The sequence below is a fragment of the Microbacterium galbum genome (assembly GCF_032464915.1).
Lineage (GTDB): Bacteria > Actinomycetota > Actinomycetes > Actinomycetales > Microbacteriaceae > Microbacterium > Microbacterium galbum.
In genome coordinates this window covers 695,423-718,141 of sequence record NZ_JAWDIS010000003.1, presented here as the reverse complement: position 1 = coordinate 718,141, position 22,719 = coordinate 695,423, and the positions used below count along the sequence as shown (strand labels likewise).

Genomic DNA, 22,719 nt, shown 5'->3' with positions numbered 1-22,719 from the left:
CGCCGTGACGCTCGGGGGTGCCCGGGACGTCGTGTTGTGGCATCCTCTTCGGGTGCCTCTTCTCGCGCTGACGGGTGGGATCGCCTCCGGGAAGTCCACCATCGCCGCCCTCCTGGCCGGACGCGGCGCCGTGGTCGTCGACGCCGACGCCATCGTGCGCGAGGTGCAGGCGCCCGGATCGCCGGTTCTGTCGGCGATCGCCCGCGAGTTCGGAGACGACGTGCTCACGGCCGAGGGAGCACTCGATCGGCCCGCTCTCGGAGCGCGGGTGTTCGGTCACCCCGACCGATTGGCCGTTCTCAACGCCCTCGTGCACCCCGCAGTCAGGGAGGAGTCGCAGCGGCGCTTCGACGAAGCCTTCGCCCGCGACCCCGCGGCCGTCGTGGTCTACGACGTCCCGTTGCTCGCCGAGGCGCGCGCCGGGGACGCGTGGGATCTCGTGATCGTCGCTCATGCGCCGGCCGAGACGCGCGTGCGGCGGCTCATCGAGGGCCGAGGACTCTCCGAGGCGGACGCCCGTGCGCGCGTGGGCTCGCAGGCGTCCGACGAGGACCGCCTGGCGCTGGCCGACGTGGTGATCGACACCTCGACGACGATGGATGCCACGCGGAGCCAGGTCGACGACCTCTGGGCGCGGATCTCCCCGGCGGACTGACCGCGGTCACGGGGCACGTCGTCGCCGCGGTCGCATCCCGCCGTCGACGGGCCGACGAGCGGCCGAGAGCATTCGCGCTCGCCCACGGCGAACGCAACCCGACCCCGATGTCGGAGGCCCCGCCTACGCTGGAATCATGCAGCCCACTCGCTCCGTGCGTCCCTTCGAGGTCATCAGCGAATACTCCCCGTCCGGCGATCAGCCGCAGGCCATCGCCGATCTCGCGGGCCGCATCAACGCGGGCGAGACAGACGTGGTGCTGCTCGGCGCCACCGGAACCGGCAAGTCGGCGACCACCGCCTGGCTCGTCGAGCAGGTGCAGCGTCCGACCCTGGTGCTCGCGCACAACAAGACCCTCGCGGCGCAGCTTGCGAACGAGTTCCGCGCGCTCATGCCGAACAACGCCGTCGAATACTTCGTGTCGTACTACGACTACTACCAGCCCGAGGCCTACGTGCCGCAGACCGATACGTTCATCGAGAAAGACAGCTCGATCAACGCCGAGGTCGAACGGCTGCGTCACTCGACAACGAACTCGCTGCTGTCTCGCCGCGACGTCGTGGTGGTCTCGACGGTCTCGTGCATCTACGGCCTCGGTGCGCCCGAGGAGTACCTGCGCGCCATGGTCGCCCTGCAGGTGGGGGAGCGGTACGACCGAGACGCGCTCATCCGCAAATTCATCTCGATGCAGTACAACCGCAACGACGTCGACTTCTCGCGCGGCAACTTCCGCGTGCGGGGCGACACGATCGAGATCATCCCGGTCTACGAGGAGTACGCCATCCGCATCGAGATGTTCGGTGACGAGATCGAGGCGCTCTACACGCTCCATCCGCTCACGGGCGACGTCATCGAGAAGATGGACTCCGTGCCGATCTTCCCGGCGTCGCACTACGTCGCGGGGACCGAGACGGTGCAGCGCGCCATCGGCACCATCGAGCACGAGCTCGACGAGCGGCTCAAGGAGCTCGAGTCGCAGAACAAGCTTCTCGAGGCGCAGCGTCTCCGCATGCGCACGACCTTCGACCTCGAAATGCTGCAGCAGCTCGGCTTCTGCTCGGGTATCGAGAACTACTCGCGTCACATGGACGGCCGCATGGCCGGTGATCCGCCCCACACGCTGCTCGACTTCTTCCCCGACGACTTCCTGCTGGTGATCGACGAGTCGCACGTGACCGTGCCGCAGATCGGCGCGATGTACGAGGGAGACGCATCGCGCAAGCGCACCCTGGTGGAGCACGGCTTCCGTCTGCCGAGCGCGATGGACAACCGTCCGTTGCGCTGGGACGAGTTCAAGGAGCGCGTGGGGCAGACCGTCTATCTCTCGGCCACCCCGGGGCGCTACGAGATGGGGATCGCAGACGGAGTCGTCGAGCAGATCATCCGCCCGACCGGACTCGTCGACCCCGAGATCATCGTCAAACCGTCGAAGGGGCAGATCGACGACCTGCTCGAGGAGATCCGGGTGCGCGTCGAGCGTGACGAGCGCGTGCTGGTCACCACCCTCACCAAGAAGATGGCGGAGGAGCTCACCGACTTCCTGGGAGAGCACGGAGTGCGCGTGCGCTATCTGCACTCGGACGTCGACACCCTGCGCCGCGTCGAACTGCTCACGGAGCTGCGCGCCGGCGTCTACGACGTGCTCGTCGGCATCAACCTGTTGCGCGAGGGTCTCGACCTGCCCGAGGTCTCGCTGGTGGCGATCCTCGACGCCGACAAGGAGGGCTTCCTGCGCAGCGGCACCTCCCTCATCCAGACGATCGGCCGTGCCGCGAGAAACGTCTCGGGCGAGGTGCACATGTACGCCGACAAGGTGACCGACTCGATGCGCAACGCCATCGACGAGACGGAGCGACGTCGCGAGAAGCAGATCGCGTACAACACCGAGCACGGCATCGACCCGCAGCCGCTGCGGAAGAAGATCGCCGACATCACCGAGGTTCTCAACCGCGAAGCGACGGACACCAAGAAGCTGCTCGCCCGAAACGACAAGGCGGGCAAGGGCAAGTCGCCCACGCCCTCGCTGCGTCGCACGGGGATCGCGGCCGAGGGCGCGGACCAGCTCGAATCGACCATCGCCGACCTCACCCAGCAGATGCTCGCCGCCGCGGCGGAACTCAAGTTCGAGTTGGCCGGGCGTCTGCGCGACGAGGTGCAGGACATGAAGAAGGAGCTTCGCGCGATGGAGCGGGCCGGGCACGCCTGAGCCGGGGGAGCGACCGATGGACCAGCGCGTCACCCTGATCACCCTCGGAGTGCAGGATCTCGCCCGTGCGATCACCTTCTACGGGGCGCTCGGTTGGCAGGCCCATCCGACGTCCGTCGATGGCGAGGTGGCTTTCTACGACACCGGCGGGCTCGTCGTCGCGCTGTGGGCTCGAGATGCCCTCGCCGCGGACTCCGGGGTCACCGACGGCGGCGGGTGGGGTGGCGTCACCCTCGCGCACAATGTCGGCACCCCGGCCGAGGTCGACGGCATCCTGGAGGCGGCTCGATCGGCCGGGGCGCGGCTCGCGCGCGGCGGAGCCCCCACCGTCTGGGGCGGCTACTCCGGGGTCTTCGTCGATCCGGACGGCCACCCCTGGGAAGTGGCGGTCAATCCCGGATGGCCGTTGGACGACCTGGGCCGTCCACAACTGGGGTGACGAAGGCGAGCGAGGAACCCGCCGTGGTCAGGGGCAGTGCAGCAACGGCTTCGGTCCCGTCCGGTCCACCGAATGCTCGGCCATCGCGTGGCCGCACAGGGGGCAGGGGCGTCCGGTTCGCACGGGCTCGGGCGTGGTCTCGTAGGGGCCGACCGACGCCGGCCCCGCTACGCGGATGAGGCGGGTGTTGAGGTACTGGTACCAGCCGCCGGCCTCGCGTACGCGTGCGCGCAGGGATGGGCGGTCGGCATCCTTTCGTGTCATGATTATTAGTGTACTAACTGTTCGAAGGAGGAGGCCGTGGAAGATCCGCTGAAGCTGGAAAACCAGGTGTGCTTCGCCCTCGTCACGGCCGCACGGAACGTCGTGTCGATCTACCGGCCCGTGCTGGAGCCGCTCGGGCTGACGCACCCGCAGTATCTCGTGATGCTCGCCCTGTGGGAGAACGCGCCGCGGTCGCTCGGGACGCTGGCCGCGGAACTCGCCATGGAGCCGGCGACCCTTTCACCCCTGGTGAAACGCCTCGAAGCGCAGGGACGGGTCGTGCGTCGGCGTCGTGTCGACGACGAGCGCGTCCTCGACATCGACCTCACCGACGAGGGGCGGGCGCTCCGCGCTGCGGCGCTCGAGGTGCCGGGCAAGATCATGGAGCGTGTCGGCGCCGACGAGCGCTCGCTCATCGCCCTGCGCGACGGTCTCGCGCCGTTCGCGTCTCCCGTGCGGGACTGAGCGACCTCGCCTTCCGAGCACGGCGACGGTGCGCGAGCCTCGCACATCCGTGCGCTCGGGGCGAACCCGGGGCCGATGTCGGAGGGTCGACCTAGACTTAACAGGTGCCGATCGTTCCTGTCTCTTCGCCCTCGTCGTCCGCGAATTCCGCCACCAGCGGCAAGCTCAGCGTCCGGGGTGCGCGCGTCCACAACCTCAAGGACGTCGACCTCGACATCCCCCGCGACTCGCTGGTCGTCTTCACGGGACTCTCGGGCTCAGGCAAGTCGAGCCTCGCCTTCGACACGATCTTCGCGGAGGGTCAGCGGCGGTACGTCGAGTCGCTGAGCGCCTACGCCCGTCAGTTCCTCGGGCAGGTCGATCGCCCCGACGTCGACTTCATCGAGGGCCTCAGCCCCGCGGTGTCGATCGACCAGAAGTCGACGAACCGCAACCCCCGCTCGACGGTCGGCACGATCACCGAGATCCACGACTACATGCGTCTGCTGTGGGCCCGTATCGGTGTGCCCCACTGCCCGGACTGCGGCGCGCGCATCCAGCGGCAGACCGTGCAGCAGATCGCCGACCAGCTCATGGAGCTGCCCGAGCGCACGCGGTACCAGATCGTCGCCCCCGTGGTGACCCAGAAGAAGGGCGAGTTCGTCGACCTCTTCAAGGAACTCAGCGCGAAGGGATACGCCCGCGCGGTCGTCGACGGCGACCTCGTGCAGCTGTCCGAGCCGCCGACTCTCAAGAAGAGCTACAAGCACGACATCGCCGTCGTGGTCGACCGTCTCGTGGCATCCGGAGACATCCTCAGCCGCGTCACCGACTCGGTCGAGACGGCGATGGGGCTGGCCGGCGGCATCATGCAGGTCAACTACGTCGACGAAGAGGGCGACGACGCCTGGCAGTCGTTCTCCGAGAAGCTCGCGTGCCCGAACGGGCACCCGCTGCAGTTGACCGAGATCGAGCCGCGGACGTTCTCGTTCAACGCCCCCTTCGGCGCCTGCCCCGTCTGCTCGGGCCTGGGCACCCGCATGTCGGTCGACGTCGACCTCATGCTCGGCGACGAAGAGCTCTCGATCCGCGACGGCGCCATCCTTCCCTGGACGACGCAGGGCAAGGGCCTGTTCCAGTACTACGAGCGGCTGCTCGAAGGTCTTGCGCGCGACCTGAAGTTCTCGCTCGACACCCCGTGGAAAGACCTGTCGAAGGACGTGCAGCAGGCGGTGCTGCGAGGCGAGAACTACAAGGTCACGGTCAAGTGGAAGAACCGCTACGGGCGTGAGATGCGGTACTCGTCCGGGTTCGAGGGCGTCGTGCCGTACATCGAGCGTCAGTACCTGCAGGCGGAGTCCGACACCCAGCGGCAGCGCTGGGCGGAGTACCTGCGCGAGGTGCCCTGCGCGGTGTGCGACGGCGACCGCCTCAAGCCCGAGGTGCTGGCGGTCCTCGTCGACGACACGTCCATCGCCGCAGCCTCGCGCATGAGCCTGGCCGACGCGCGCGAGTTCTTCTCCCAGCTCACCCTCACCGATCGCGAGGCGACCATCGCCGCGGCCGTGCTGCGCGAGATCCGCGCACGCCTCGACTTCCTGCTCCAGGTGGGTCTGAACTACCTGAGCCTCGGCCGCGCGGCCGGCACGCTGTCCGGCGGCGAGGCGCAGCGCATCCGCCTGGCCACCCAGATCGGCTCGGGCCTGACGGGCGTGCTGTACGTGCTCGACGAGCCGTCGATCGGTTTGCACCAGCGCGACAACCGCCGCCTCATCCAGACGCTCGAGACCCTGCGCGACCTCGGCAACACGCTCATCGTCGTCGAGCACGACGAGGAGACCATCCACGCGGCCGACTGGGTGGTCGACATCGGACCCCGCGCCGGCGTCGACGGCGGCAACGTCGTGCACTCCGGGCCCCTCGCCGAACTGCTGACCGACGAGCGCTCACTGACGGGGGCGTACCTGTCGGGCCGTCGCGCGATCGAGGCGCCCCAGACCCGTCGCAAGATCGACAAGAAGCGTCAGGTCACCGTCGTCGGGGCGCGGGAGAACAACCTCAAGAACGTCACCGTCGACTTCCCCCTCGGCGTGCTCACCTCGGTCACCGGCGTGAGCGGTTCGGGCAAGTCGACGCTGGTGAACGGCATCCTGTACGAAGTGCTCGCCTCGAAGCTGAACGGCGCGCGCCGCGTTCCGGGCAAGCACACGCGGGTCACCGGTCTCGACAACCTCGACAAGGTCGTGCACGTCGACCAGGCGCCGATCGGCCGCACCCCGCGCTCCAATCCCGCGACCTACACGGGTGTGTTCGACCGGATCCGCACCCTCTTCAGCGAGACCCCCGAGGCGAAGGTGCGCGGTTACCAGGCGGGGCGCTTCAGCTTCAACGTCAAGGGCGGTCGCTGCGAGGCGTGCTCCGGCGACGGAACGCTGAAGATCGAGATGAACTTCCTCCCCGACGTCTACGTCGACTGCGAGGTGTGCCACGGCAAGCGGTACAACCGCGACACGCTGTCGGTGCACTACAAGGGGAAGAACATCGCCGAGGTGCTCGAGATGCCGATCTCGGAGGCCGCGGAGTTCTTCGAACCCATCCAGGCCATCCACCGCTACCTCAAGACGCTGGTCGACGTGGGCCTCGGCTACGTGCGGCTCGGGCAGTCGGCCACGACGCTCTCGGGCGGCGAGGCGCAGCGCGTCAAGCTCGCCACCGAGCTCCAGCGTCGCAGCAACGGCCGCTCGATCTACGTGCTCGACGAGCCCACCACGGGTCTGCACTTCGAAGACGTCTCGCTCCTGCTGAAGGTGCTGAACGGCCTGGTCGACAAGGGGAACACCGTCATCGTCATCGAGCACAACCTCGACGTCATCAAGAGCAGCGACTGGGTCATCGACCTCGGGCCCGAGGGCGGCGCCGGCGGCGGCACGGTCGTCGCGACCGGAACGCCCGAGCAGGTCGCGAAGGTCGAGGAGAGCCACACCGGCGCTTTCCTGGCCGAACTGCTCGAGACCGGACGCACGGGCGCGCAGCGCAACACCGCATCGGATGCGGACAGCGCCGAGCGGGAGCTCGTGAGCGCGGCGGGCTGAGTCATGGCCACTGCACCTGCATCCCGGGAGCGGATGTCGCAGCTGCCCTATCGCCCGAAGGCGGGGGAGATCCCGACCAATCCCGGGGTCTACCGGTTCCGGGACGCCGACGGGCGCGTGCTGTACGTCGGTAAGGCGAAGAACCTCCGCGCGCGACTGTCGAACTACTTCGCGCCGCTGTACTCGCTGCACGAGCGCACCCGCCGCATGGTCACCACGGCGGCCAGTGTGGAGTGGACGGTCGTGCCCAGCGACGTCGATTCGCTGCAGCTCGAGTACATGTGGATCAAGGAGTTCGATCCGCCCTTCAACGTGCGCTACCGCGACGACAAGTCCTACCCGTTCATGGCCATCACCCTCGCGGATGAGGCGCCGCGCGTCATCGTCACCCGCAATCACAAGATCCGCGGGGCCAAATACTTCGGGCCGTACCCGAAGGTGTGGGCGGTGCACGACACGATCGACCTGATGATCAAGGTCTTCCCGATCCGCACGTGCAGCGACTCGTCGTACAAGAAGGCGATGGCCTCGGGTCGCCCCTGCTTCCCGGGGCAGATCGGCCGCTGCGGCGGACCGTGCTCGATGAAGGTGACCGTCGAGGAGCATCGCGCCGTCGTGAACGACTTCATCTCCTTCATGTCGGGCGGCGATCAGCGCTTCACGCGCGAGCTGACGGCGCGCATGAAAGAGGCGTCGGCGGCGATGGACTACGAGTCGGCCGCCCACTACCGCGACCGTCTGCAGGCGATCGACGCGGTGCTGGGCAAGAGCGCGCTCGTTCTGGCTCCCGACACGGATGCCGACCTCTTCGGCATCGCGGAGGACGAACTCGCCGCGACCGTGCAGCATTTCGTCGTGCGCGGAGGCCGCGTGCGCGGTGTGCGCGCGACGACGATCGAGAAGGAGATCGACATCTCCGGAGCGGAGCTCGTCGACCAGGTGCTGCAGCGCACCTACGGCGACGCGGATGCGTCGGACATCCCCCGCCAGGTGCTCGTGCCCGAGCTGCCCGATGACGCCGAGCAGCTGGAGGACTGGCTGCGCGAGCGACGGGGCCGGCCGGTGACGCTGCAGATCGCGCAGCGCGGGCGCAAGGCCGATCTGCTCAAGACCGCGACCCTCAACGCGCAGCAGGCGCTCATGCTGCACAAGACCCGCCGCACGAGCGATTACGTCGCCCGGTCGCAGGCCCTCACCGACCTGCAGGAGGCGCTCGGGATGAGCGAGGCGCCGCTGCGCATCGAGTGCTTCGACGTCTCGCACCTCGCGGGCACCAACGTCGTGGCATCCATGGTCGTGTTCGAGGACGGGCTCCCGCGAAAAGACCAGTACCGTTCCTTCGGCGTCGCCGAGACCACCGACGACACCGACTCGATGTACCAGGTGCTCACGCGTCGTCTGGCCTACCTCGACCGTCCCGACGAGATCGAACCCGAGACGGTGAACGGCGCGATCGTCGCCGCCCCCGAGTCGGAGGAGGCCACGAGCGACGGCGACGTGGTCACCGCCCGCAAGCGTCCGCGCTTCGCGTACCGCCCGCAGCTGCTCGTGGTCGACGGCGGACAGCCGCAGGTGGCCGCCGCGGCGCGGGCGCTGGCCGACGCGGGTCACGAGGAGATCGCCCTCTGCGGCATCGCCAAGCGCCTCGAGGAGGTGTGGCTGCCGGGTGAGGAGTACCCCGTCATCCTGCCCCGCACCTCGGAGGCGCTCTACCTGCTGCAGCGACTGCGCGACGAGGCCCACCGTTTCGCCATCGTGCACCAGCGCAAACGTCGGAAGCGTGACATCACCAGCGTGCTGTCGGAGGTGCCGGGTCTCGGTGATGCCCGCATCAAGGCTCTGCTGCGCCACTTCGGCTCGGTGTCGGCGCTCAAGAACGCCAGCCCGGACGAGATGACGGTGCTGCCCGGTATCGGGCCGACCCTGGCAGAGGCGATCCACACGCATCTGGCTCGATAGGCTGAGGACGAGGACGGGAGGCGATCACCATGGAACCGGCACGCGACGAGCCAGGTGAGGTGCTGATCGTCACGGGCATGTCGGGCGCCGGCCGCTCCACGGTGGCGAATGCGCTCGAAGACCTCGACTGGTACGTGGTCGACAATCTGCCGCCGCGCATGCTGCGCCCTCTGCTCGAACTCACCGAACTCGCCGGTGGCGCCGTCCCCCGCGTGGCGGTCGTGGTCGACGTGCGCGGACGCTCGTTGTTCGGCGATCTTCCCGAGGCGATGCGGACGCTGCAGGCCGGACGCCAGGTGCGCGTGGTCTTCCTCGACGCCTCCGATGCGGTGCTGGTGCGCCGCTTCGAGGCGGTGCGACGGCCGCACCCGCTGCAGGGCGACGGCACGATCCTCGACGGCATCCGCCGGGAGCGCGAGCGCCTGGCTCCGGTTCGCGAGGCCGCCGACGTGGTCATCGACACGTCGAGCCTGAACGTCCACCAGCTGTCGTTGCGCACGGTCGCGCTGTTCGGCGAGGAAGGGGCGGCCCGTCACACGATCACCCTGATGAGTTTCGGCTTCAAGTACGGGCTGCCGCCCGACGTCGACCTCGTGGCCGACATGCGCTTCCTGCCGAACCCGTTCTGGAACGACGAGCTGCGTCCGTTGACCGGTGAAGACCCCCGCGTGCGGGAATACGTGCTGGGGCAGGAGGGCGCCTCGGCGTTCCTGGACGCGTATTCGGCCGCGCTGCGGCCCGTCCTCGAGGGATATCAGCGCGAGAACAAGCGGCATTCCGTGGTCGCCGTGGGGTGCACGGGGGGTAAGCACAGATCGGTGGTGATGGCGCGCGAGCTCGCTGCACGTCTGGCCGATGTTCCGGGGGTGGCCGTCCGCGTGGCTCACCGCGACCTCGGTCGCGAGTAGGCTGTAACGTCGTCCCCGCCGCCCCCACCCGAGGAGAATCGTGCCCCTGACCGCCGACGTGAAGGCCGAGCTCATCACCGTCCGCGACCCGCGCCCGACCGCGCGCGTCGCCGAGCTCACGGCCCTCCTGCGCTTCTCCGGTGGTCTGCACTCCATCGCCAATCGCGTCGCCGTCGAGGCCGAGTTGGACTCCGACATCCTCGCGCGTCGCGTCGCCCGCGACCTGATGGAGCTGTACGGCGTGCGCCCCGAACTGCACCACGTGCAGGGCTCCGGCGGTCGCAGCGGCGGTCTCTTCGCCGTGCGCGTGATCGAGGCGGGTGAGACGCTCGCGCGTCAGACGGGGCTGCTCGACCAGCGACGTCGCCCCGTTCGCGGTCTGCCCAACAAGCTCACGACCGGCTCGCGCCCCGACCTCAGCGCCATCTGGCGCGGCGCGTTCCTCGCGAGCGGCACGCTGAGCGATCCCGGCCGGTCGGCTGCACTCGAGATCTCCTGCCCCTCGTCCGAGGCGGCGATGGCCCTCGTCGGCGCGGGTCACCGCATCGGCATCCCGGCCAAGGCCCGTGAGGTGCGCGGCGTCCCCCGTGTCGTCGTGCGCGACGGGGAGGCCATCCGCGGCGCCCTCTACGAGATGGGTGCCCGCCGCACCGCGGGGGAGTGGGATCAGATGCGCCAGCGCCGCGAGGTGCGCGCCGGCGTGAACCGTCTCGTCAACTTCGACGACGCGAACCTCCGCCGTTCGGCCCAGGCCGCCGTCGCCGCGTGCGCGCGCGTCGAGCGCGCCCTCGAGATCCTCGGCGACGAGGTCCCCGACCACCTGCAGCAGGCGGGCGAGCTGCGTCTGGCTCACCGCGACGCGAGCCTGGACGAGCTCGGCCATCACGCCGATCCGCCGCTGACCAAGGACGCCGTCGCCGGGCGTATCCGCCGTCTGCTCGCGATGGCCGACAAGAAGGCCGAGACCGAGGGCATCCCCGGGACCGAGGCCGCGGTCCCCGTCGGCGCCGACGACTGACGGATCTCTTCCGGATGCCGCGTTCCCGGCATCCGTGATCCGATCGCGCAGGGTGTGCGGCCGAGCCCCTCGCCTCTCCGGCTGCCCCGACCCCCCGGGCATCCCGATCCGGCCCGCGCGAGGGGAGCCCGCCCGGGCCGAGCCCGCTCGGACCGAGTCCGCGCCGGCTCGGGTGCGCCGACGTGCCACCGGTCCGGGGGTCCCCGACGCCCGACGACGCGCCCGGGCCGCTACCTTTCGTCACGCGGGGAAGCAACCCTGTGGGTTGCGCGTTGGCCCTCAATAGGATGAAGACGTCACCCTCGCTGCGCGATCCCTCAGCTCGTCGTCTTGGCGGAGAGGTTTCGGCGGCGCCCGATTCGGAAGTAGAGAACATGGCGAAGTACACGCTGCCCGAACTGCCCTACGACTACTCGGCGCTGGAGCCGCACATCAGTGCGACGATCATGGAGCTGCACCACAGCAAGCACCACCAGACCTACGTCAACGGCGCCAACACCACCCTCGACCTCCTCGCCGAAGCGCGCGAGAAGGGCGAGTTCGCCAACATCAACCGCCTGCAGAAGGACCTCGCGTTCAACCTCGGCGGTCACACCAACCACTCGATCTTCTGGACGAACCTCTCGCCCAACGGTGGCGACAAGCCCACCGGCGACCTCGAGTCGGCCATCGACGACCAGTTCGGCTCGTTCGACGCCTTCCGCGCGCAGTTCACCGCCGCCGCCCTCGGCGTGCAGGGCTCGGGCTGGGCCGGCCTGTTCTGGGACTCGATCGGGGAGAACCTCGTCATCCAGCAGTTCTTCGACCAGCAGGGTCAGATCGTCGCCGGTACCGTTCCGCTGCTGCTTCTCGACGTCTGGGAGCACGCGTACTACCTCGACTACAAGAACGTGCGCGCCGACTACGTGAAGGCCTTCTGGAACATCGCCAACTGGGCCGATGCGCAGGAGCGCTTCGCCGCCGCCCGCGAGAAGACCGCGGGTCTGCTGGTACTGTCGTAAACGGTGCGGCGTCCCGGTGGGACACCCACCGGGACGCCGTTGTCCGCCAGCGAAACCGCAATCACGCGCTCATCGCGCACAACTGATTCAGGAGATATTCCGTGACCGTCAAGATCGGAATCAACGGCTTCGGCCGTATCGGACGCAACTACCTCCGCGCGGCTCTCGCGCAGGGTGCCGACCTCGAAATCGTGGCGGTGAACGACCTCACCGACAACAAGACCCTCGCGCACCTCCTCAAGTACGACTCCGTGGGCGGCGTGCTGTCCGAGGACGTCTCGTACACCGAAGACTCCATCACCGTCGGCGACAAGACCATCAAGGTCTTCGAAGAGCGCGACCCCGCCAACCTCCCCTGGGGCGAGCTGGGCGTCGACATCGTCATCGAGTCGACCGGCCGTTTCACCAAGGCCGAAGACGCCAAGAAGCACGTCGCCGGTGGCGCCAAGAAGGTGCTCATCTCGGCTCCCGCCACGGGTGACGACGCCACCATCGTCATGGGCGTGAACGAAGAGACGTACAACCCTGAGACCGACGTCATCATCTCGAACGCGTCGTGCACCACGAACTGCCTCGCGCCCCTCGCGAAGGTGTTCAACGACGCCTTCGGCATCGAGCGCGGCTTCATGATGACGGCTCACGCCTACACGGCCGACCAGAACCTGCAGGACGGCCCGCACAGCGACCTGCGTCGTGCCCGCGGTGCGGCGATCAACATCGTCCCCGCCTCCACCGGCGCCGCGAAGGCCATCGGCCTCGTCCTGCCCGAGCTGAACGGCAAGCTGAGCGGCTCGTCGTACCGCGTTCCGGTTCCCACCGGCTCCATCGTCGACCTCACGATCGTCACCCCCACCGAGGGTCTGACCGTCGACCAGGTCAACGAGGTCTACAAGAAGGCCGCCGCCGAGGGGCGCCTCAACGGGATCCTGCAGTACACCGAGGACCCGATCGTCTCGAGCGACATCCAGGGCAACCCGCACTCGTCGATCTTCGACGCGGAGCTGACCAACGTCAGCGGCAACCTCGTCAAGGTGTCGTCGTGGTACGACAACGAGTGGGGCTACTCGAACCGTCTCGTCGACCTGACCGAGTACGTCGCCGAGCGTCTCTGACCCTCCATGGCTCTGCGCACCCTCGATTCGCTGGGGTCGCTCGCCGGCACGCGCGTCATCGTCCGTTGTGATCTGAACGTCCCCCTCAAGGACGGCGTCATCACGGACGATGGCCGCGTGCGCGCGTCGCTGCCGACCCTCAATGCACTGATCAACGCCGGCGCGCGCGTGGTCGTGTGCTCGCACCTGGGCCGCCCCGACGGGGCGCCCGACCCGAAGTACTCGCTCGAGCCGGTCGCGCAGCGCCTGTCCGAGCTGCTCGGCCAGCCGGTCGCGTTCGCGCGCGACACGGTCGGCGAGTCGGCTCAGGATGCCGTCGCCTCGCTCGAGGACGGAGAGGTCGCGGTCATCGAGAACCTCCGCTTCAACGCGGGGGAGACCTCGAAGGACGAGTCCGAGCGTCAGGCCTTCGCTCGCGAGCTCGCCGGTCTCGGCGATGCCCTCGTGTCGGACGGCTTCGGCGTCGTGCACCGCAAGCAGGCGAGCGTCTACGACCTCGCCCAGTTGGTGCCCTCGGCCGCGGGCCTGCTCATCCAGAAGGAGCTCGAGGTCCTCGACCGCCTCACCGAGAACCCCGAGCGTCCGTACACGGTCGTGCTCGGCGGATCGAAGGTGAGCGACAAGCTTGGCGTCATCGAGCACCTGCTGCCCCGCGTGGACAAACTCCTCGTCGGCGGCGGCATGATGTTCACGTTCCTCGTCGCCGAGGGGCACAAGGTCGGATCGAGCCTGCTCGAGCAGGACCAGATCGACACCGTGAAGGGCTATCTCGCCACGGCGAAGGAGCGCGGCGTCGAGATCGTGCTGCCGGTCGACGCGGTCGTGGCGGCGTCGTTCTCGGCGGATGCCGAGCACGTGGTCGCCGATGCCGACGCCCTGGAGGACACCGCCTTCGGCGCCTCCGGTCTCGGCCTCGACATCGGGCCGCGCACGGCGGAGATCTTCGCCGACGCGATCCGGGGCTCGCGGACCGTCTTCTGGAACGGCCCGATGGGCGTGTTCGAGATGAAGGCGTTCGAAGCCGGCACCAAGACCGTCGCCCAGGCGCTCACCGAGGTCGACGGCCTCAGCGTCGTCGGCGGCGGCGACTCCGCGGCGGCCGTGCGTCAGCTCGGTTTCTCCGACGACCGATTCGGTCACATCTCCACCGGCGGAGGCGCCAGCCTGGAGTTCCTCGAAGGCAAGAAGCTCCCCGGACTGGAGGTCCTCGGATGGCAACAGTGAACAGAACCCCCCTCATCGCGGGCAACTGGAAGATGAATCTCGACCACCTGCAGGCGGTCGCGTTCGTCCAGAAGCTGCACTGGACCTTGAAAGAGGCCAAGCACGAGAACGGCAGCGTCGAGGTCGCGGTGTTCCCGCCGTACACCGACCTGCGCACCGTGCAGACGCTCCTCGATGCCGACAAGATCGAGTTCGCGCTCGGCGGTCAGGATTTGTCCGCGCACGACTCCGGTGCCTACACCGGTGAGATCTCGGGCCAGTTCCTGGCGAAGCTCGACGCGACCTATGTGATCATCGGTCACTCCGAGCGACGCCAGTTCCACCACGAGACCGATGAGGTCGTCGCGGCCAAGACCCAGGCGGCACTCCGTCACGGTCTCGTGCCCGTGATCTGCGTGGGCGAGACCTCGGAGGACCTCGAGAAGTTCGGCGCCAGCGCCGTTCCGGTCGGGCAGCTCGAGGTCGCACTCGAGGGTGTGTCGGCGGACGCCGACATCGTCGTGGCGTACGAGCCGGTCTGGGCCATCGGCTCCGGCCAGGCGGCGACGCCCGACCAGGCCCAGGAGGTCTGCGCCAAGCTGCGTGCCGTCGTCGCCGACAAGCTCGGTGCCGATGCGGCCGCGCGCACCCGCGTGCTCTACGGCGGCTCGGTCAAGTCCGGCAACATCGCCGGGTTCATGCGCGAGCCCGACGTGGACGGCGCGCTGGTGGGCGGTGCGAGCCTCGTCGTCGACGAGTTCGCGGCGATCATCCGCTTCCAGAAGCACGTCGGCGTCTGACGCCCCTCCGGATGCCCGCGGCAGCACGCCGCGGGCATCCGTGCGTCTGAGACGCGTCCCCGTATACTTGACGCTTGTGCGGTCGTCCCGTCCGCTCGCGAAAGGCTTTCGACAGTGCAGATTCTCGAGTTCGTCCTGCAGGTGCTCCTGGGCGTCACCAGCCTCCTGCTGACCCTGCTCATCCTGCTCCACAAGGGTCGCGGCGGCGGTCTGTCCGACATGTTCGGCGGCGGCATGAGCTCCGCCCTCGGTTCGTCGGGCCTGGCTGAACGCAACCTCAACCGTTTCACGATCGTGCTTGCGCTGGTGTGGTTCATCACCATCGTCGGTCTCGGTCTGCTGACCAAATTCGCGGAGATCTGACATGGCCACTGGCGGCAATGCCATCCGTGGCTCGCGCGTCGGCGCGGGCCCCATGGGCGAACAGGACCACGGCTTCCACGCCGACCGCGTCGCCGTGTCGTACTGGGACGCCCTCGGCAACGAGACCGTTCGCTACTTCGCGGCGGGCATCCCCGACGACGAGATCCCCGAGACGATCGACTCGCCTCACTCGGGCCTCCCCGCGGGTCGCGACAAGGCGAACCCCCCGGCACTGGCCAAGGCGGAGCCCTACAAGACGCACCTCGCCTACGTGAAGGAGCGCCGCAGCGACGAAGAGGCCGCTTCGCTCCTCGACGACGCCCTGCAGCAGCTGCGCGAGCGTCGCGGACAGTAAGCCCGCTTCGCCTCGCTTTCCACGGAAGGGCCAGATGCCATGGCATCCGGCCCTTCCGCGTTCACGGCGTCCGGGAACGGACGTCGTCTTCGCACGCCGTCCCCGGACCGGTCGCCTTTCTCGGCGAGGCCTCACGGGGCGTACGCGTGCCGCACGGCGTCCGCTCAGCGGACGGGGGAGTCCGTGACGATCGTGGTCCACGGGCCGGGCGGGACGTCGGCGTCATCGATGAACGCCCAGTCGACGCGGTCGCCGTCGCCGTCGAGCTCCGCGTAGCCGAGACAGCCGTTGAGGGCGGGAGAGACATCGAGGCCCGCTCCGTTGTAGCGCTCGTTGGCGGGTCGGCGGTCGTCGGAGCCGAAGACGTAGGCGCTGTCGCGGTATTCGCCGGGTCCGGCATCCTGGATCTGCCCGTAGCAGAGGCGGTCGCCCTTGCGAAGGACGACCCAGCGGTTCTTCATCAGGCTCGCTCGGCGGTCGTCGACGACCGTGGCGTAGGGCGATCGGTCGGCCCAGGGGATGACCTGACCGCGCATCGCGAACCCCTCGTCGTCGTTGACGTCGTCGAAGGGGAGATCGAGGTAGAACGGGTTCTGCCGCGGCGTCATGCGGGTGGGGAAGTAACCGTTGTCGGCGGTGCGGGTCTCGGTGCGGCAGTCGTCACCGTCGACGACGCCGTCGCACCCGCCGTACGAGGTGAGCCAGTCGGAATCGTACGTCGAGATGCGCTGACTGCCGTCGGAGGCCTGGGGGTCGAAGACCTCGCCGACCCAGAAGGTCGTCGAGACGATCCCGGTGTGCCAGGGATAGCCGGTGTCGGGCAGCGGCGCGAGCGTGGGCGCGCAGCCGGTCGCGCCGACGACGGCGACCACCGCGAGGGCGATCGCCGCCGTCGAGCGCGAGCGGGGTGTCATCCGGTGACGTCGCTCTCCGTCGGACGGAACACCTCGAGCGGACCCTGTGGCGTCGACGGTGCTGACGTGTCGATCGGGGCCGTGGCGCTCATGACGGTCAGCGGCGGGGCGCTGGAACTGTCGTAGAGGCCGAGGTCGTCGGTGCGCAGCGTGCCGTTGCCGAAGATGTTCAGCGCGAAGCTGATGCCGGTGTATCCCGACGGGATGGGAGCCGTGGTCCAGTCGGCTTCGGTCCAGGCATCGGCCGCGACGAACCAGGGGCTCGATGTCCAGTACGACCAGGACCCGCTCGCCGACCGGAGGTAGACGGCGAACTGCGTCGGCCCGCTCGCCTGATACCACTCACGCAGCGTGTACGTCCGTCCGGGGGTCACCGTCGGCGAGCACTGGCCGAGGTCGAACTGCGGCAGGAGCTTGGCGTCGCCGTCGACGTACCCCGTCATCGAGATGCCGCTGGCGATGTTGCCGGTGTGCGCGGGGGAGCCCGTGCTGAAGGAGGGCGTGTTGGTGCCGTAGCCCCCTCGCATCCAGCAGTCGGGGGCGCCCGTCTCCATGCCGGGGTTGACGATGCCGTTCGTCGAGCCGGTGGCCGCCGGCACGGCGGGACCGTCGACGACGGGCTTCGTGGTCCCGCCGATGACGCTTCCGATGGTCTTCACGACCGTGCCGGCGGACTGCCGGGTCTTCAGCCACGACAGGAACTGGCTGAAGGTCGACGTCGTCACGGCGAGGTCGCTGCAGGCGTCGTCGCACACGTCGTGGAACGTGTACTGCACCCACCCGCCGCCGTTCTTCTCGGCGTTGGTCACGCCCTGCTTCAGGTCGGCGAGCGTCCAGGTGGCATCGACCTGATCGAGCGCGGCGAGGGCGAACGGATCGGGCGGAGGCGTCTTCTCAGCGTAGGCGCAGTCGGGGCAGCCGAAGCGGCTCTTGATGTCGCCGAGCAGGCGACCGCTGTTGTATCCGCATGTGGCGACCGCCTTCTCGACGTCGGGCGTGCTCGAGGCGAAGGGGTAGGCGAAGCTCTTGACCGTGAAACCCCACGAGGTGAGGTTCTTGCGGTCCAGGCAGATCTGCCGGGTCGCCTCGTCGACGCTCACGTCGGCGAGGTCGGGGTGGTTGACGGTGTGCCCGCCGATCTCGTGACCGGCGTTCTTGAGCTTCGTGAGGTCGGCGCGCGTCATGTGCCCGGCAGCGCCGATGTAGCCGGACGGGACGTAGAAGGTCGCCTTCACCGCGTTGGCCTGCAGGGCGGGCAGCGCGTTCAGCTGGTCGGCGTTGGCGTCGTCGAAGGTGAGGCTGACCACGGTGCGGGTCGCCGCTTCGGCGGGCGGGGGCGCGAGCGCGACCGAGGCTCCCGCCACCACCGCGAAGGCCGAGACGACGGCGAGGACGCGCCGCCATCTCGGGGGCGCGAGCGTGGGCGGGCGTCGGCGTTCGATCCGGAGGTCTCGTCGGAGCATGGGCTCTGCCTTTCGTGGGGGGTGCGGAGGGTTCACGACACCGTCACCGACTTGGCGAGGTTGCGGGGCTTGTCGACGTCGCGATGCAGACGCACGGCGAGCTCGCGCGCGAACATCTGCAGCGGAACCACGGTCTCGAGCGGTCCCCACGAGGGTCCGGTGCGCGGCAGATGCAGCGGCACTCCGCCCACGGTGAGCACGCGTTCGCCGATCCGGATGACGCGACCTCCGCGTGCGGCGACTTCGGCGATGTCGACATCGAGCCGCGGATCGCCGTTGTCGACCACGAACACGGGGGTGCCGGCATCCACCAGGGCGAGGGGACCGTGCTTGAGCTCGCCGGCGGGGTGGGACTCCGCCCAGCGGTACGACAGCTCCTTGAGCTTGAGGGCACCCTCGGCGGCGTAGATCAGACCCGCGCCGCGGCCGAGGAAGAGGAACCCCGACGCCCGGGCGTACTCGGCGGCCAGCTGCGCGCTGGGTCCCCGCCAGGCGTCGAGGGCGGCGGCGAGCGCATCGGGCGTCGCGGCCAGGGCGCGGAGGTCTGCGCCCAGGCACGCCGAGTCGGCGCGGTCGAAGGCGGACAGTCCCGACAGGGCCACGCAGACCCCGGTCAGCACCTGCGCGACGAACGTCTTGGTCGCGGCCACCCCCACCTCCGGGCCGGCGAGGCAGTCGATGACCGCGTCGGAGCGGCGGGCCAGGGTGGAGGAGGAGCTGTTGGTCAAGGCGAGCAGGGTGCCGTGCCGGGGCGGCAGGGCGTCGAGGGCGCGCAAGACGTCGGCGGTCTCGCCGGACTGGCTCATCGCGATCACGAGGGTGCGCGGCTCCCACACCTCGTGCGCGGCCTCGCTGGCCACGAGGGTGCGCGTGGGCAGACCGCCGAGACGCCCGAAGACCCCCGCGACGGCGCGACCGGCGTGCAGCGACGTGCCGCAGCCGATCACCGTGACCCGGTCGATGTCGTCGAGCGACGGCAGGCCCAGGCCGCGCCACAGCGACCCGTCGACGATGCCCGGGCCGAGGGCCTCGAGCACCCGGCGGGCGACCACGGGCTGTTCGTCGATCTCGTTGCCCATGTGGTCGCGGTGGCGACCGGTGCTGGCCAGCAGCGCCGTGCGGGGGACCGGCCACAGCCCGCGCGGTCGGCAGCTGCCCCCGGCGCGGTGCCAGCGGATGCCCGCGGCGTCGATCTCGACCACGTCGTCGTCTTCGAGCACGCGGAACTCGGTGACCTCGGGAGCCACCGCCCCGACATCGCTCGCGAGGTAGGTGCCCGTGCCGTCCTGGGCGGAGATGAGGGGGGAGCCGTGCGCCGTCGCCGCGAGGGTCCCGGTGCGCGCGTCGAGGGCGACGACCGCCCACGAGCCCGAGAGGTGGCCGGCCGCGTCGGCGAGCGCGTCGCCGAGTCCCACCCCGGGGCGCTGAGCCTGCTCGATGAGGTGCACGATCACCTCGCTGTCGACGCCCGTGGCGAAGCGGTGCCCGGCGGCGACGAGTTGCGCCCGGAGGACCTCGGCGTTGTCGATGATGCCGTTGTGCACCACGTAGAGCCGGCCGCTGCAGTCTTCCAGCGGGTGGGCGTTCGCCTCGCTCACCTCTCCGTGCGTGGCCCACCGGGTGTGCCCGATGGCCGCGGTCGTGGCATCCGTGCTCTGTTCTCCGGTGACCACGGCGAGGGCCGCCACGCCGCTGAGAGTACGCGCGTGCAGGGTGGTGCCGTCGGGCCGTCGCGCGGCGATCCCGGCGGAATCGTAGCCGCGGTACTCGAGGCGTTCGAGGGCGGAACGCGCACGGGATGCCGCGGCGGCGGGGCCGCGGTAGGCGGTGATCCCGCACATCAGACGACGCCCCGGAACGAGCCGGCGCCGGCGAGGGGCATGGCATCCGACCCGAGACGCTCCCGAGAGAGCAGATCGGCAGCCACGCGCATGATGGTCGTGGTGAGCGGGGTGGTGGGCTCGTAGCCGACGAGGTCGTGCGCCTTGGTGTTGTCGGGGACGCGGCGACGCATGTCCTCGAAACCGGCGGCGTAGGCCTGCTCGTAGGGGACGAGCTCGATCTCGCTGCGACTGTCGAGGGTCGCGATGATCTCGCGCGCCAGGTCGAGGATCGAGATCTCCCGCGACCCGCCGAGGTTGTAGGCCTGTCCGCGGGCACGGGGATCGCGTTCGATGCGCACCATGGCGGGGACGACGTCTTCGACGGCGGAGAAGCAGCGCGTCTGCAGGCCGTCGCCGAACACCGTGAGGGGGTGCCCGCGCAGCGCCTGGCCGACGAGGTTGGGCAGCACCATGCCGTAGCGGCCGGTCTGACGCGGACCCACGGTGTTGAACAGGCGGACGATCGCGACGTCCAGCCCCTCCTGATCGCAATAGGCCTTGGCGAAGGCTTCGTCGATCCCCTTGGCGCCGGCGTAGGTCCACCGCGAGAGCAGGGGATCGCCCAGCACGCGGTCGGAATCCTCGCGCAGGCGGTCGGCGGTGTTCTTGCCGTAGACCTCGCTCGTGGACACCAGGAGCACCGACGCCTTGTGCTCGATCGCCGCGGTGAGCACGTTCTCGGTTCCGTGGATGTTGATGCGCAGGCCCCGCAGCGGCTGCTCGACGATGAGCTTGACGCCGACGGCGGCGGCGAGGTGGAACACCCGATCGCAGGAGTGCATCGCCTGGGCGACGGTCCTGCTGTTGAGGATGGATCCGTGGATCATCTCCAGCCGGGGGTTGTCGGCGACACCGGCCAGGTTGCGCGCCGACCCGGTGGAGAGGTCGTCCAGGACGACGACGTCGTCGCCGGCCGCGAGGAGGTGCTCGACGAGGTGGCTGCCGACGAAGCCGGCGCCGCCGGTGACCAGCGTGCGCGTGCGTCCGCCCGCCGACGCGGGGAAGACCGGGACGCCGCTCACAGCAGCACCCGCCCTGCGATGTCGGTGCTGCGGTAGGTGCCGTCGACCACGAGGGCGTCGCCGTCGAGCCACGCCAGGTCGCAGTCGTGATGCCGCGTGTGCACGAGCACGACGTCGGGATGGAACCCGCCCGGGTCGGCGAGGGAATCGCGCTCGCGCCCCGAGTCGAGGTGGATGTGCGGGGCGTGGGTGTCGACGTACTGCACCTCGGCACCCACATCGATCAGGTGGTCGATGATCTCGAGGGCGGGCGACTCGCGCAGATCGGCGACGTCGGGCTTGTACGTCACCCCGACCACCAGGACGCGGGCCCCGAGCGTGCCCTTGCCGGCGCGGCCCAGCACGTCGCGGATGCGTTCGACGACGCGGCGCGGACGGGCGGCGATGCGCGTCATCGCCTCGGTGATGACGCCGGCGTCGACGTGCAGCGCCTTCAGCTGCCAGAGCAGGTAGTGCGGATCGCACGGGATGCAGTGCCCGCCCACCCCGGGGCCGGGATAGAACGCCATGAAGCCGTAGGGCTTCGTGCTCGCCGCCTCGATCACCTCGGTGACGGGCACGTCGAGCGCGCCGCAGATGTCGGCGAACTCGTTCGCGAGCGCGATGTTGACCGCGCGGAAGGTGTTCTCGAGCAGCTTCGTCATCTCGGCGGTCGCGAGGGAGGAGACCCGGTGGACGCGGGCGGCGTAGCGTGCGAGCAGCTGCGCGCCCTGCTCCTCGCAGCGGGCGGTGGCCCCGCCCACGACACGCGGGACGACCTCCTGCGCGAAGCCGACGTTGCCGGGGTCGATGCGCTCGGCGCTGAAGGCGACGAAGACGTCGTGGCCGATCTCGAACCCCCGCTCGCGCAAGGGCTGCTCGACCAGGTCGTGCGTGCAGCCGACGTAGGTGGTGGAGGTCAGCATGACGAGCTGCCCCGGGCGGGCCGCGGCGACGACGGTGGCGCACGCGGCCCGCAGGGGAGCGAGGTCGGGGACCTGCTGGTGGTCCACCGGCGTGGGGACGCACACCACGATGGCGGCCGCCCGCGACAGCTCGGTCACGTCACCGGTCAGGCGGAACGCGCCGGGACGCCGCAGCGCGGCATCCAACCGTTCTCGATCGGTGTCAATGAGGTCGGCGCCGCGGGCGGCGATCGTGCGCAGCCGGCGCGATGAGACGTCGAGCGCCAGGACGCGAGAGCCGCTGGCGTGATAGGCCAGCGCCGTCGGCAGCCCCACGTACCCCAGGCCGACGATCGCGACGTCGAAGTCGAATCGGGGCGGCGCGGCGGCGACCGGGGGCGGCGACACGGGGGTCGCTTCGGCGCGCACATCGAGTGTGGACATCGTCATCCTCCAACAGCGGGGTCCGAGGGGGCGATGGGGGGCCAGGCCCCCTCGGACGATTCGGGTGGTGCGGGTGGGAGGCGGCCGATCGGGTGGGTCGGCGCTGATCCGGGGCCCACACTGATGCGGACCGGTGGGATGGTCAAGGACGCCGGGCGGATCGTGCGGGATACCGCCGACCGCACCGTGCCGTGCGGGAAACCGCATCGACGAGTGCGGGCCGGCTGCGGCGCCGCGGGCCCGTTCTGCGCGTACCGTCGGGCGCAGCCTCGACCCGAAGAGGAGGACCC

General features: G+C 69.6%; 20 protein-coding genes. 14 read left to right on the top strand and 6 right to left on the bottom strand.

Going from position 1 to position 22,719, the window contains the following annotated elements; genetic code table 11:
* Positions 1 to 52: 52 nt before the first annotated feature.
* The 3 genes from coaE to RWH45_RS16180 all read left to right on the top strand — a co-directional run bounded on the left by coaE (position 53) and on the right by RWH45_RS16180 (position 3,300).
* Positions 53 to 655: a dephospho-CoA kinase gene (gene coaE / locus RWH45_RS16190; RefSeq protein WP_315995880.1), complete on the top strand. Its 603-nt coding sequence runs from the start codon at positions 53 to 55 to the stop codon at positions 653 to 655.
* Between the two features lie 136 nt (positions 656 to 791).
* The gene (uvrB, locus tag RWH45_RS16185; protein ID WP_315995879.1) at positions 792 to 2,861 is read left to right on the top strand and encodes an excinuclease ABC subunit UvrB; all 2,070 of its coding nucleotides are present in this window, start codon (positions 792 to 794) and stop codon (positions 2,859 to 2,861) included.
* Between the two features lie 16 nt (positions 2,862 to 2,877).
* A complete protein-coding gene (locus tag RWH45_RS16180; RefSeq protein ID WP_315995878.1) occupies positions 2,878 to 3,300 on the top strand; it encodes a VOC family protein in 423 nt (140 codons plus the stop codon).
* A 27-nt stretch (positions 3,301 to 3,327) separates the two neighbouring features.
* Here RWH45_RS16180 and RWH45_RS16175 read toward each other — a convergent pair whose 3' ends face one another.
* The gene (locus tag RWH45_RS16175; protein WP_315995877.1) at positions 3,328 to 3,564 is read right to left on the bottom strand and encodes a hypothetical protein; all 237 of its coding nucleotides are present in this window, start codon (positions 3,562 to 3,564) and stop codon (positions 3,328 to 3,330) included.
* A 36-nt stretch (positions 3,565 to 3,600) separates the two neighbouring features.
* Here RWH45_RS16175 and RWH45_RS16170 point away from each other — a divergent pair, with 36 nt between their 5' ends.
* From RWH45_RS16170 to RWH45_RS16120, 11 genes are all read left to right on the top strand, one after another.
* The gene (locus tag RWH45_RS16170; protein WP_315995876.1) at positions 3,601 to 4,029 is read left to right on the top strand and encodes a MarR family winged helix-turn-helix transcriptional regulator; all 429 of its coding nucleotides are present in this window, start codon (positions 3,601 to 3,603) and stop codon (positions 4,027 to 4,029) included.
* A gap of 104 nt (positions 4,030 to 4,133) precedes the next feature.
* A complete protein-coding gene (gene uvrA, locus RWH45_RS16165; protein ID WP_315995875.1) occupies positions 4,134 to 7,100 on the top strand; it encodes an excinuclease ABC subunit UvrA in 2,967 nt (988 codons plus the stop codon).
* Between the two features lie 3 nt (positions 7,101 to 7,103).
* A complete protein-coding gene (gene uvrC / locus RWH45_RS16160) occupies positions 7,104 to 9,059 on the top strand; it encodes an excinuclease ABC subunit UvrC (protein WP_315995874.1) in 1,956 nt (651 codons plus the stop codon).
* A gap of 29 nt (positions 9,060 to 9,088) precedes the next feature.
* Positions 9,089 to 9,967, top strand: a complete 879-nt coding sequence (gene rapZ / locus RWH45_RS16155) for an RNase adapter RapZ (RefSeq protein ID WP_136585809.1) — start codon at positions 9,089 to 9,091, stop codon at positions 9,965 to 9,967.
* Between the two features lie 40 nt (positions 9,968 to 10,007).
* Positions 10,008 to 10,985, top strand: coding sequence for a DNA-binding protein WhiA (gene whiA, locus RWH45_RS16150; RefSeq protein ID WP_315995873.1), 978 nt, complete (start codon positions 10,008 to 10,010; stop codon positions 10,983 to 10,985).
* Positions 10,986 to 11,359: 374 nt separating this feature from the next.
* Positions 11,360 to 11,986 carry a superoxide dismutase gene (locus RWH45_RS16145; RefSeq protein ID WP_315995872.1) on the top strand — a complete coding sequence of 209 codons (627 nt, stop codon included), beginning with the start codon at positions 11,360 to 11,362 and terminating at the stop codon, positions 11,984 to 11,986.
* Between the two features lie 101 nt (positions 11,987 to 12,087).
* The gene (gene gap, locus RWH45_RS16140; protein ID WP_076675342.1) at positions 12,088 to 13,098 is read left to right on the top strand and encodes a type I glyceraldehyde-3-phosphate dehydrogenase; all 1,011 of its coding nucleotides are present in this window, start codon (positions 12,088 to 12,090) and stop codon (positions 13,096 to 13,098) included.
* A gap of 6 nt (positions 13,099 to 13,104) precedes the next feature.
* Positions 13,105 to 14,322 carry a phosphoglycerate kinase gene (locus RWH45_RS16135; RefSeq protein WP_315995871.1) on the top strand — a complete coding sequence of 406 codons (1,218 nt, stop codon included), beginning with the start codon at positions 13,105 to 13,107 and terminating at the stop codon, positions 14,320 to 14,322.
* The gene (tpiA, locus tag RWH45_RS16130) at positions 14,310 to 15,101 is read left to right on the top strand and encodes a triose-phosphate isomerase (protein WP_315995870.1); all 792 of its coding nucleotides are present in this window, start codon (positions 14,310 to 14,312) and stop codon (positions 15,099 to 15,101) included. The genes RWH45_RS16135 and tpiA overlap by 13 nt, the downstream gene beginning before the upstream one ends.
* A gap of 114 nt (positions 15,102 to 15,215) precedes the next feature.
* Entirely contained in the window at positions 15,216 to 15,464 is a 249-nt protein-coding gene (secG, locus tag RWH45_RS16125) for a preprotein translocase subunit SecG (RefSeq protein ID WP_315995869.1), read from the top strand.
* 1 nt (position 15,465) lies between these two features.
* Positions 15,466 to 15,819 (top strand): RNA polymerase-binding protein RbpA, encoded by a 354-nt coding sequence (locus RWH45_RS16120; RefSeq protein ID WP_055955187.1) that lies wholly within the window; start codon positions 15,466 to 15,468, stop codon positions 15,817 to 15,819.
* A 164-nt stretch (positions 15,820 to 15,983) separates the two neighbouring features.
* Here RWH45_RS16120 and RWH45_RS16115 read toward each other — a convergent pair whose 3' ends face one another.
* Genes RWH45_RS16115 through RWH45_RS16095 form a run of 5 tightly spaced genes read right to left on the bottom strand, consistent with a single transcriptional unit; the run spans position 15,984 to position 22,429 of the window.
* Positions 15,984 to 16,733, bottom strand: a complete 750-nt coding sequence (locus RWH45_RS16115; protein WP_315995868.1) for a hypothetical protein — start codon at positions 16,731 to 16,733, stop codon at positions 15,984 to 15,986.
* Positions 16,730 to 18,196: a polysaccharide deacetylase family protein gene (locus tag RWH45_RS16110; protein ID WP_315995867.1), complete on the bottom strand. Its 1,467-nt coding sequence runs from the start codon at positions 18,194 to 18,196 to the stop codon at positions 16,730 to 16,732. The genes RWH45_RS16115 and RWH45_RS16110 overlap by 4 nt, the downstream gene beginning before the upstream one ends.
* A 32-nt stretch (positions 18,197 to 18,228) precedes the next feature.
* Positions 18,229 to 20,037: a glutamine--fructose-6-phosphate transaminase (isomerizing) gene (gene glmS, locus RWH45_RS16105; RefSeq protein WP_315995866.1), complete on the bottom strand. Its 1,809-nt coding sequence runs from the start codon at positions 20,035 to 20,037 to the stop codon at positions 18,229 to 18,231.
* Positions 20,037 to 21,101, bottom strand: a complete 1,065-nt coding sequence (locus tag RWH45_RS16100) for an NAD-dependent epimerase/dehydratase family protein (RefSeq protein WP_315995865.1) — start codon at positions 21,099 to 21,101, stop codon at positions 20,037 to 20,039. The genes glmS and RWH45_RS16100 overlap by 1 nt, the downstream gene beginning before the upstream one ends.
* Positions 21,098 to 22,429 carry a nucleotide sugar dehydrogenase gene (locus RWH45_RS16095; RefSeq protein ID WP_315995864.1) on the bottom strand — a complete coding sequence of 444 codons (1,332 nt, stop codon included), beginning with the start codon at positions 22,427 to 22,429 and terminating at the stop codon, positions 21,098 to 21,100. Before RWH45_RS16095 ends, RWH45_RS16100 begins: the two co-directional genes overlap by 4 nt.
* Positions 22,430 to 22,719 lie beyond the last annotated feature (290 nt).

What these genes read in the sequence shown, in the direction of transcription:
- uvrB (WP_315995879.1), top strand. Translation starts at nt 792, where the DNA reads ATGCAGCCCACTCGCTCCGTGCGTCCCTTCGAGGTCATCAGCGAATAC.
- RWH45_RS16180 (WP_315995878.1), top strand. Translation starts at nt 2,878, where the DNA reads ATGGACCAGCGCGTCACCCTGATCACCCTCGGAGTGCAGGATCTCGCC.
- RWH45_RS16175 (WP_315995877.1), bottom strand. Translation starts at nt 3,564, where the DNA reads ATGACACGAAAGGATGCCGACCGCCCATCCCTGCGCGCACGCGTACGC.
- uvrC (WP_315995874.1), top strand. Translation starts at nt 7,104, where the DNA reads ATGGCCACTGCACCTGCATCCCGGGAGCGGATGTCGCAGCTGCCCTAT.
- rapZ (WP_136585809.1), top strand. Translation starts at nt 9,089, where the DNA reads ATGGAACCGGCACGCGACGAGCCAGGTGAGGTGCTGATCGTCACGGGC.
- RWH45_RS16145 (WP_315995872.1), top strand. Translation starts at nt 11,360, where the DNA reads ATGGCGAAGTACACGCTGCCCGAACTGCCCTACGACTACTCGGCGCTG.
- RWH45_RS16135 (WP_315995871.1), top strand. Translation starts at nt 13,105, where the DNA reads ATGGCTCTGCGCACCCTCGATTCGCTGGGGTCGCTCGCCGGCACGCGC.
- tpiA (WP_315995870.1), top strand. Translation starts at nt 14,310, where the DNA reads ATGGCAACAGTGAACAGAACCCCCCTCATCGCGGGCAACTGGAAGATG.
- RWH45_RS16120 (WP_055955187.1), top strand. Translation starts at nt 15,466, where the DNA reads ATGGCCACTGGCGGCAATGCCATCCGTGGCTCGCGCGTCGGCGCGGGC.
- RWH45_RS16115 (WP_315995868.1), bottom strand. Translation starts at nt 16,733, where the DNA reads ATGACACCCCGCTCGCGCTCGACGGCGGCGATCGCCCTCGCGGTGGTC.
- RWH45_RS16110 (WP_315995867.1), bottom strand. Translation starts at nt 18,196, where the DNA reads ATGCTCCGACGAGACCTCCGGATCGAACGCCGACGCCCGCCCACGCTC.
- glmS (WP_315995866.1), bottom strand. Translation starts at nt 20,037, where the DNA reads ATGTGCGGGATCACCGCCTACCGCGGCCCCGCCGCCGCGGCATCCCGT.
- RWH45_RS16095 (WP_315995864.1), bottom strand. Translation starts at nt 22,429, where the DNA reads ATGTCCACACTCGATGTGCGCGCCGAAGCGACCCCCGTGTCGCCGCCC.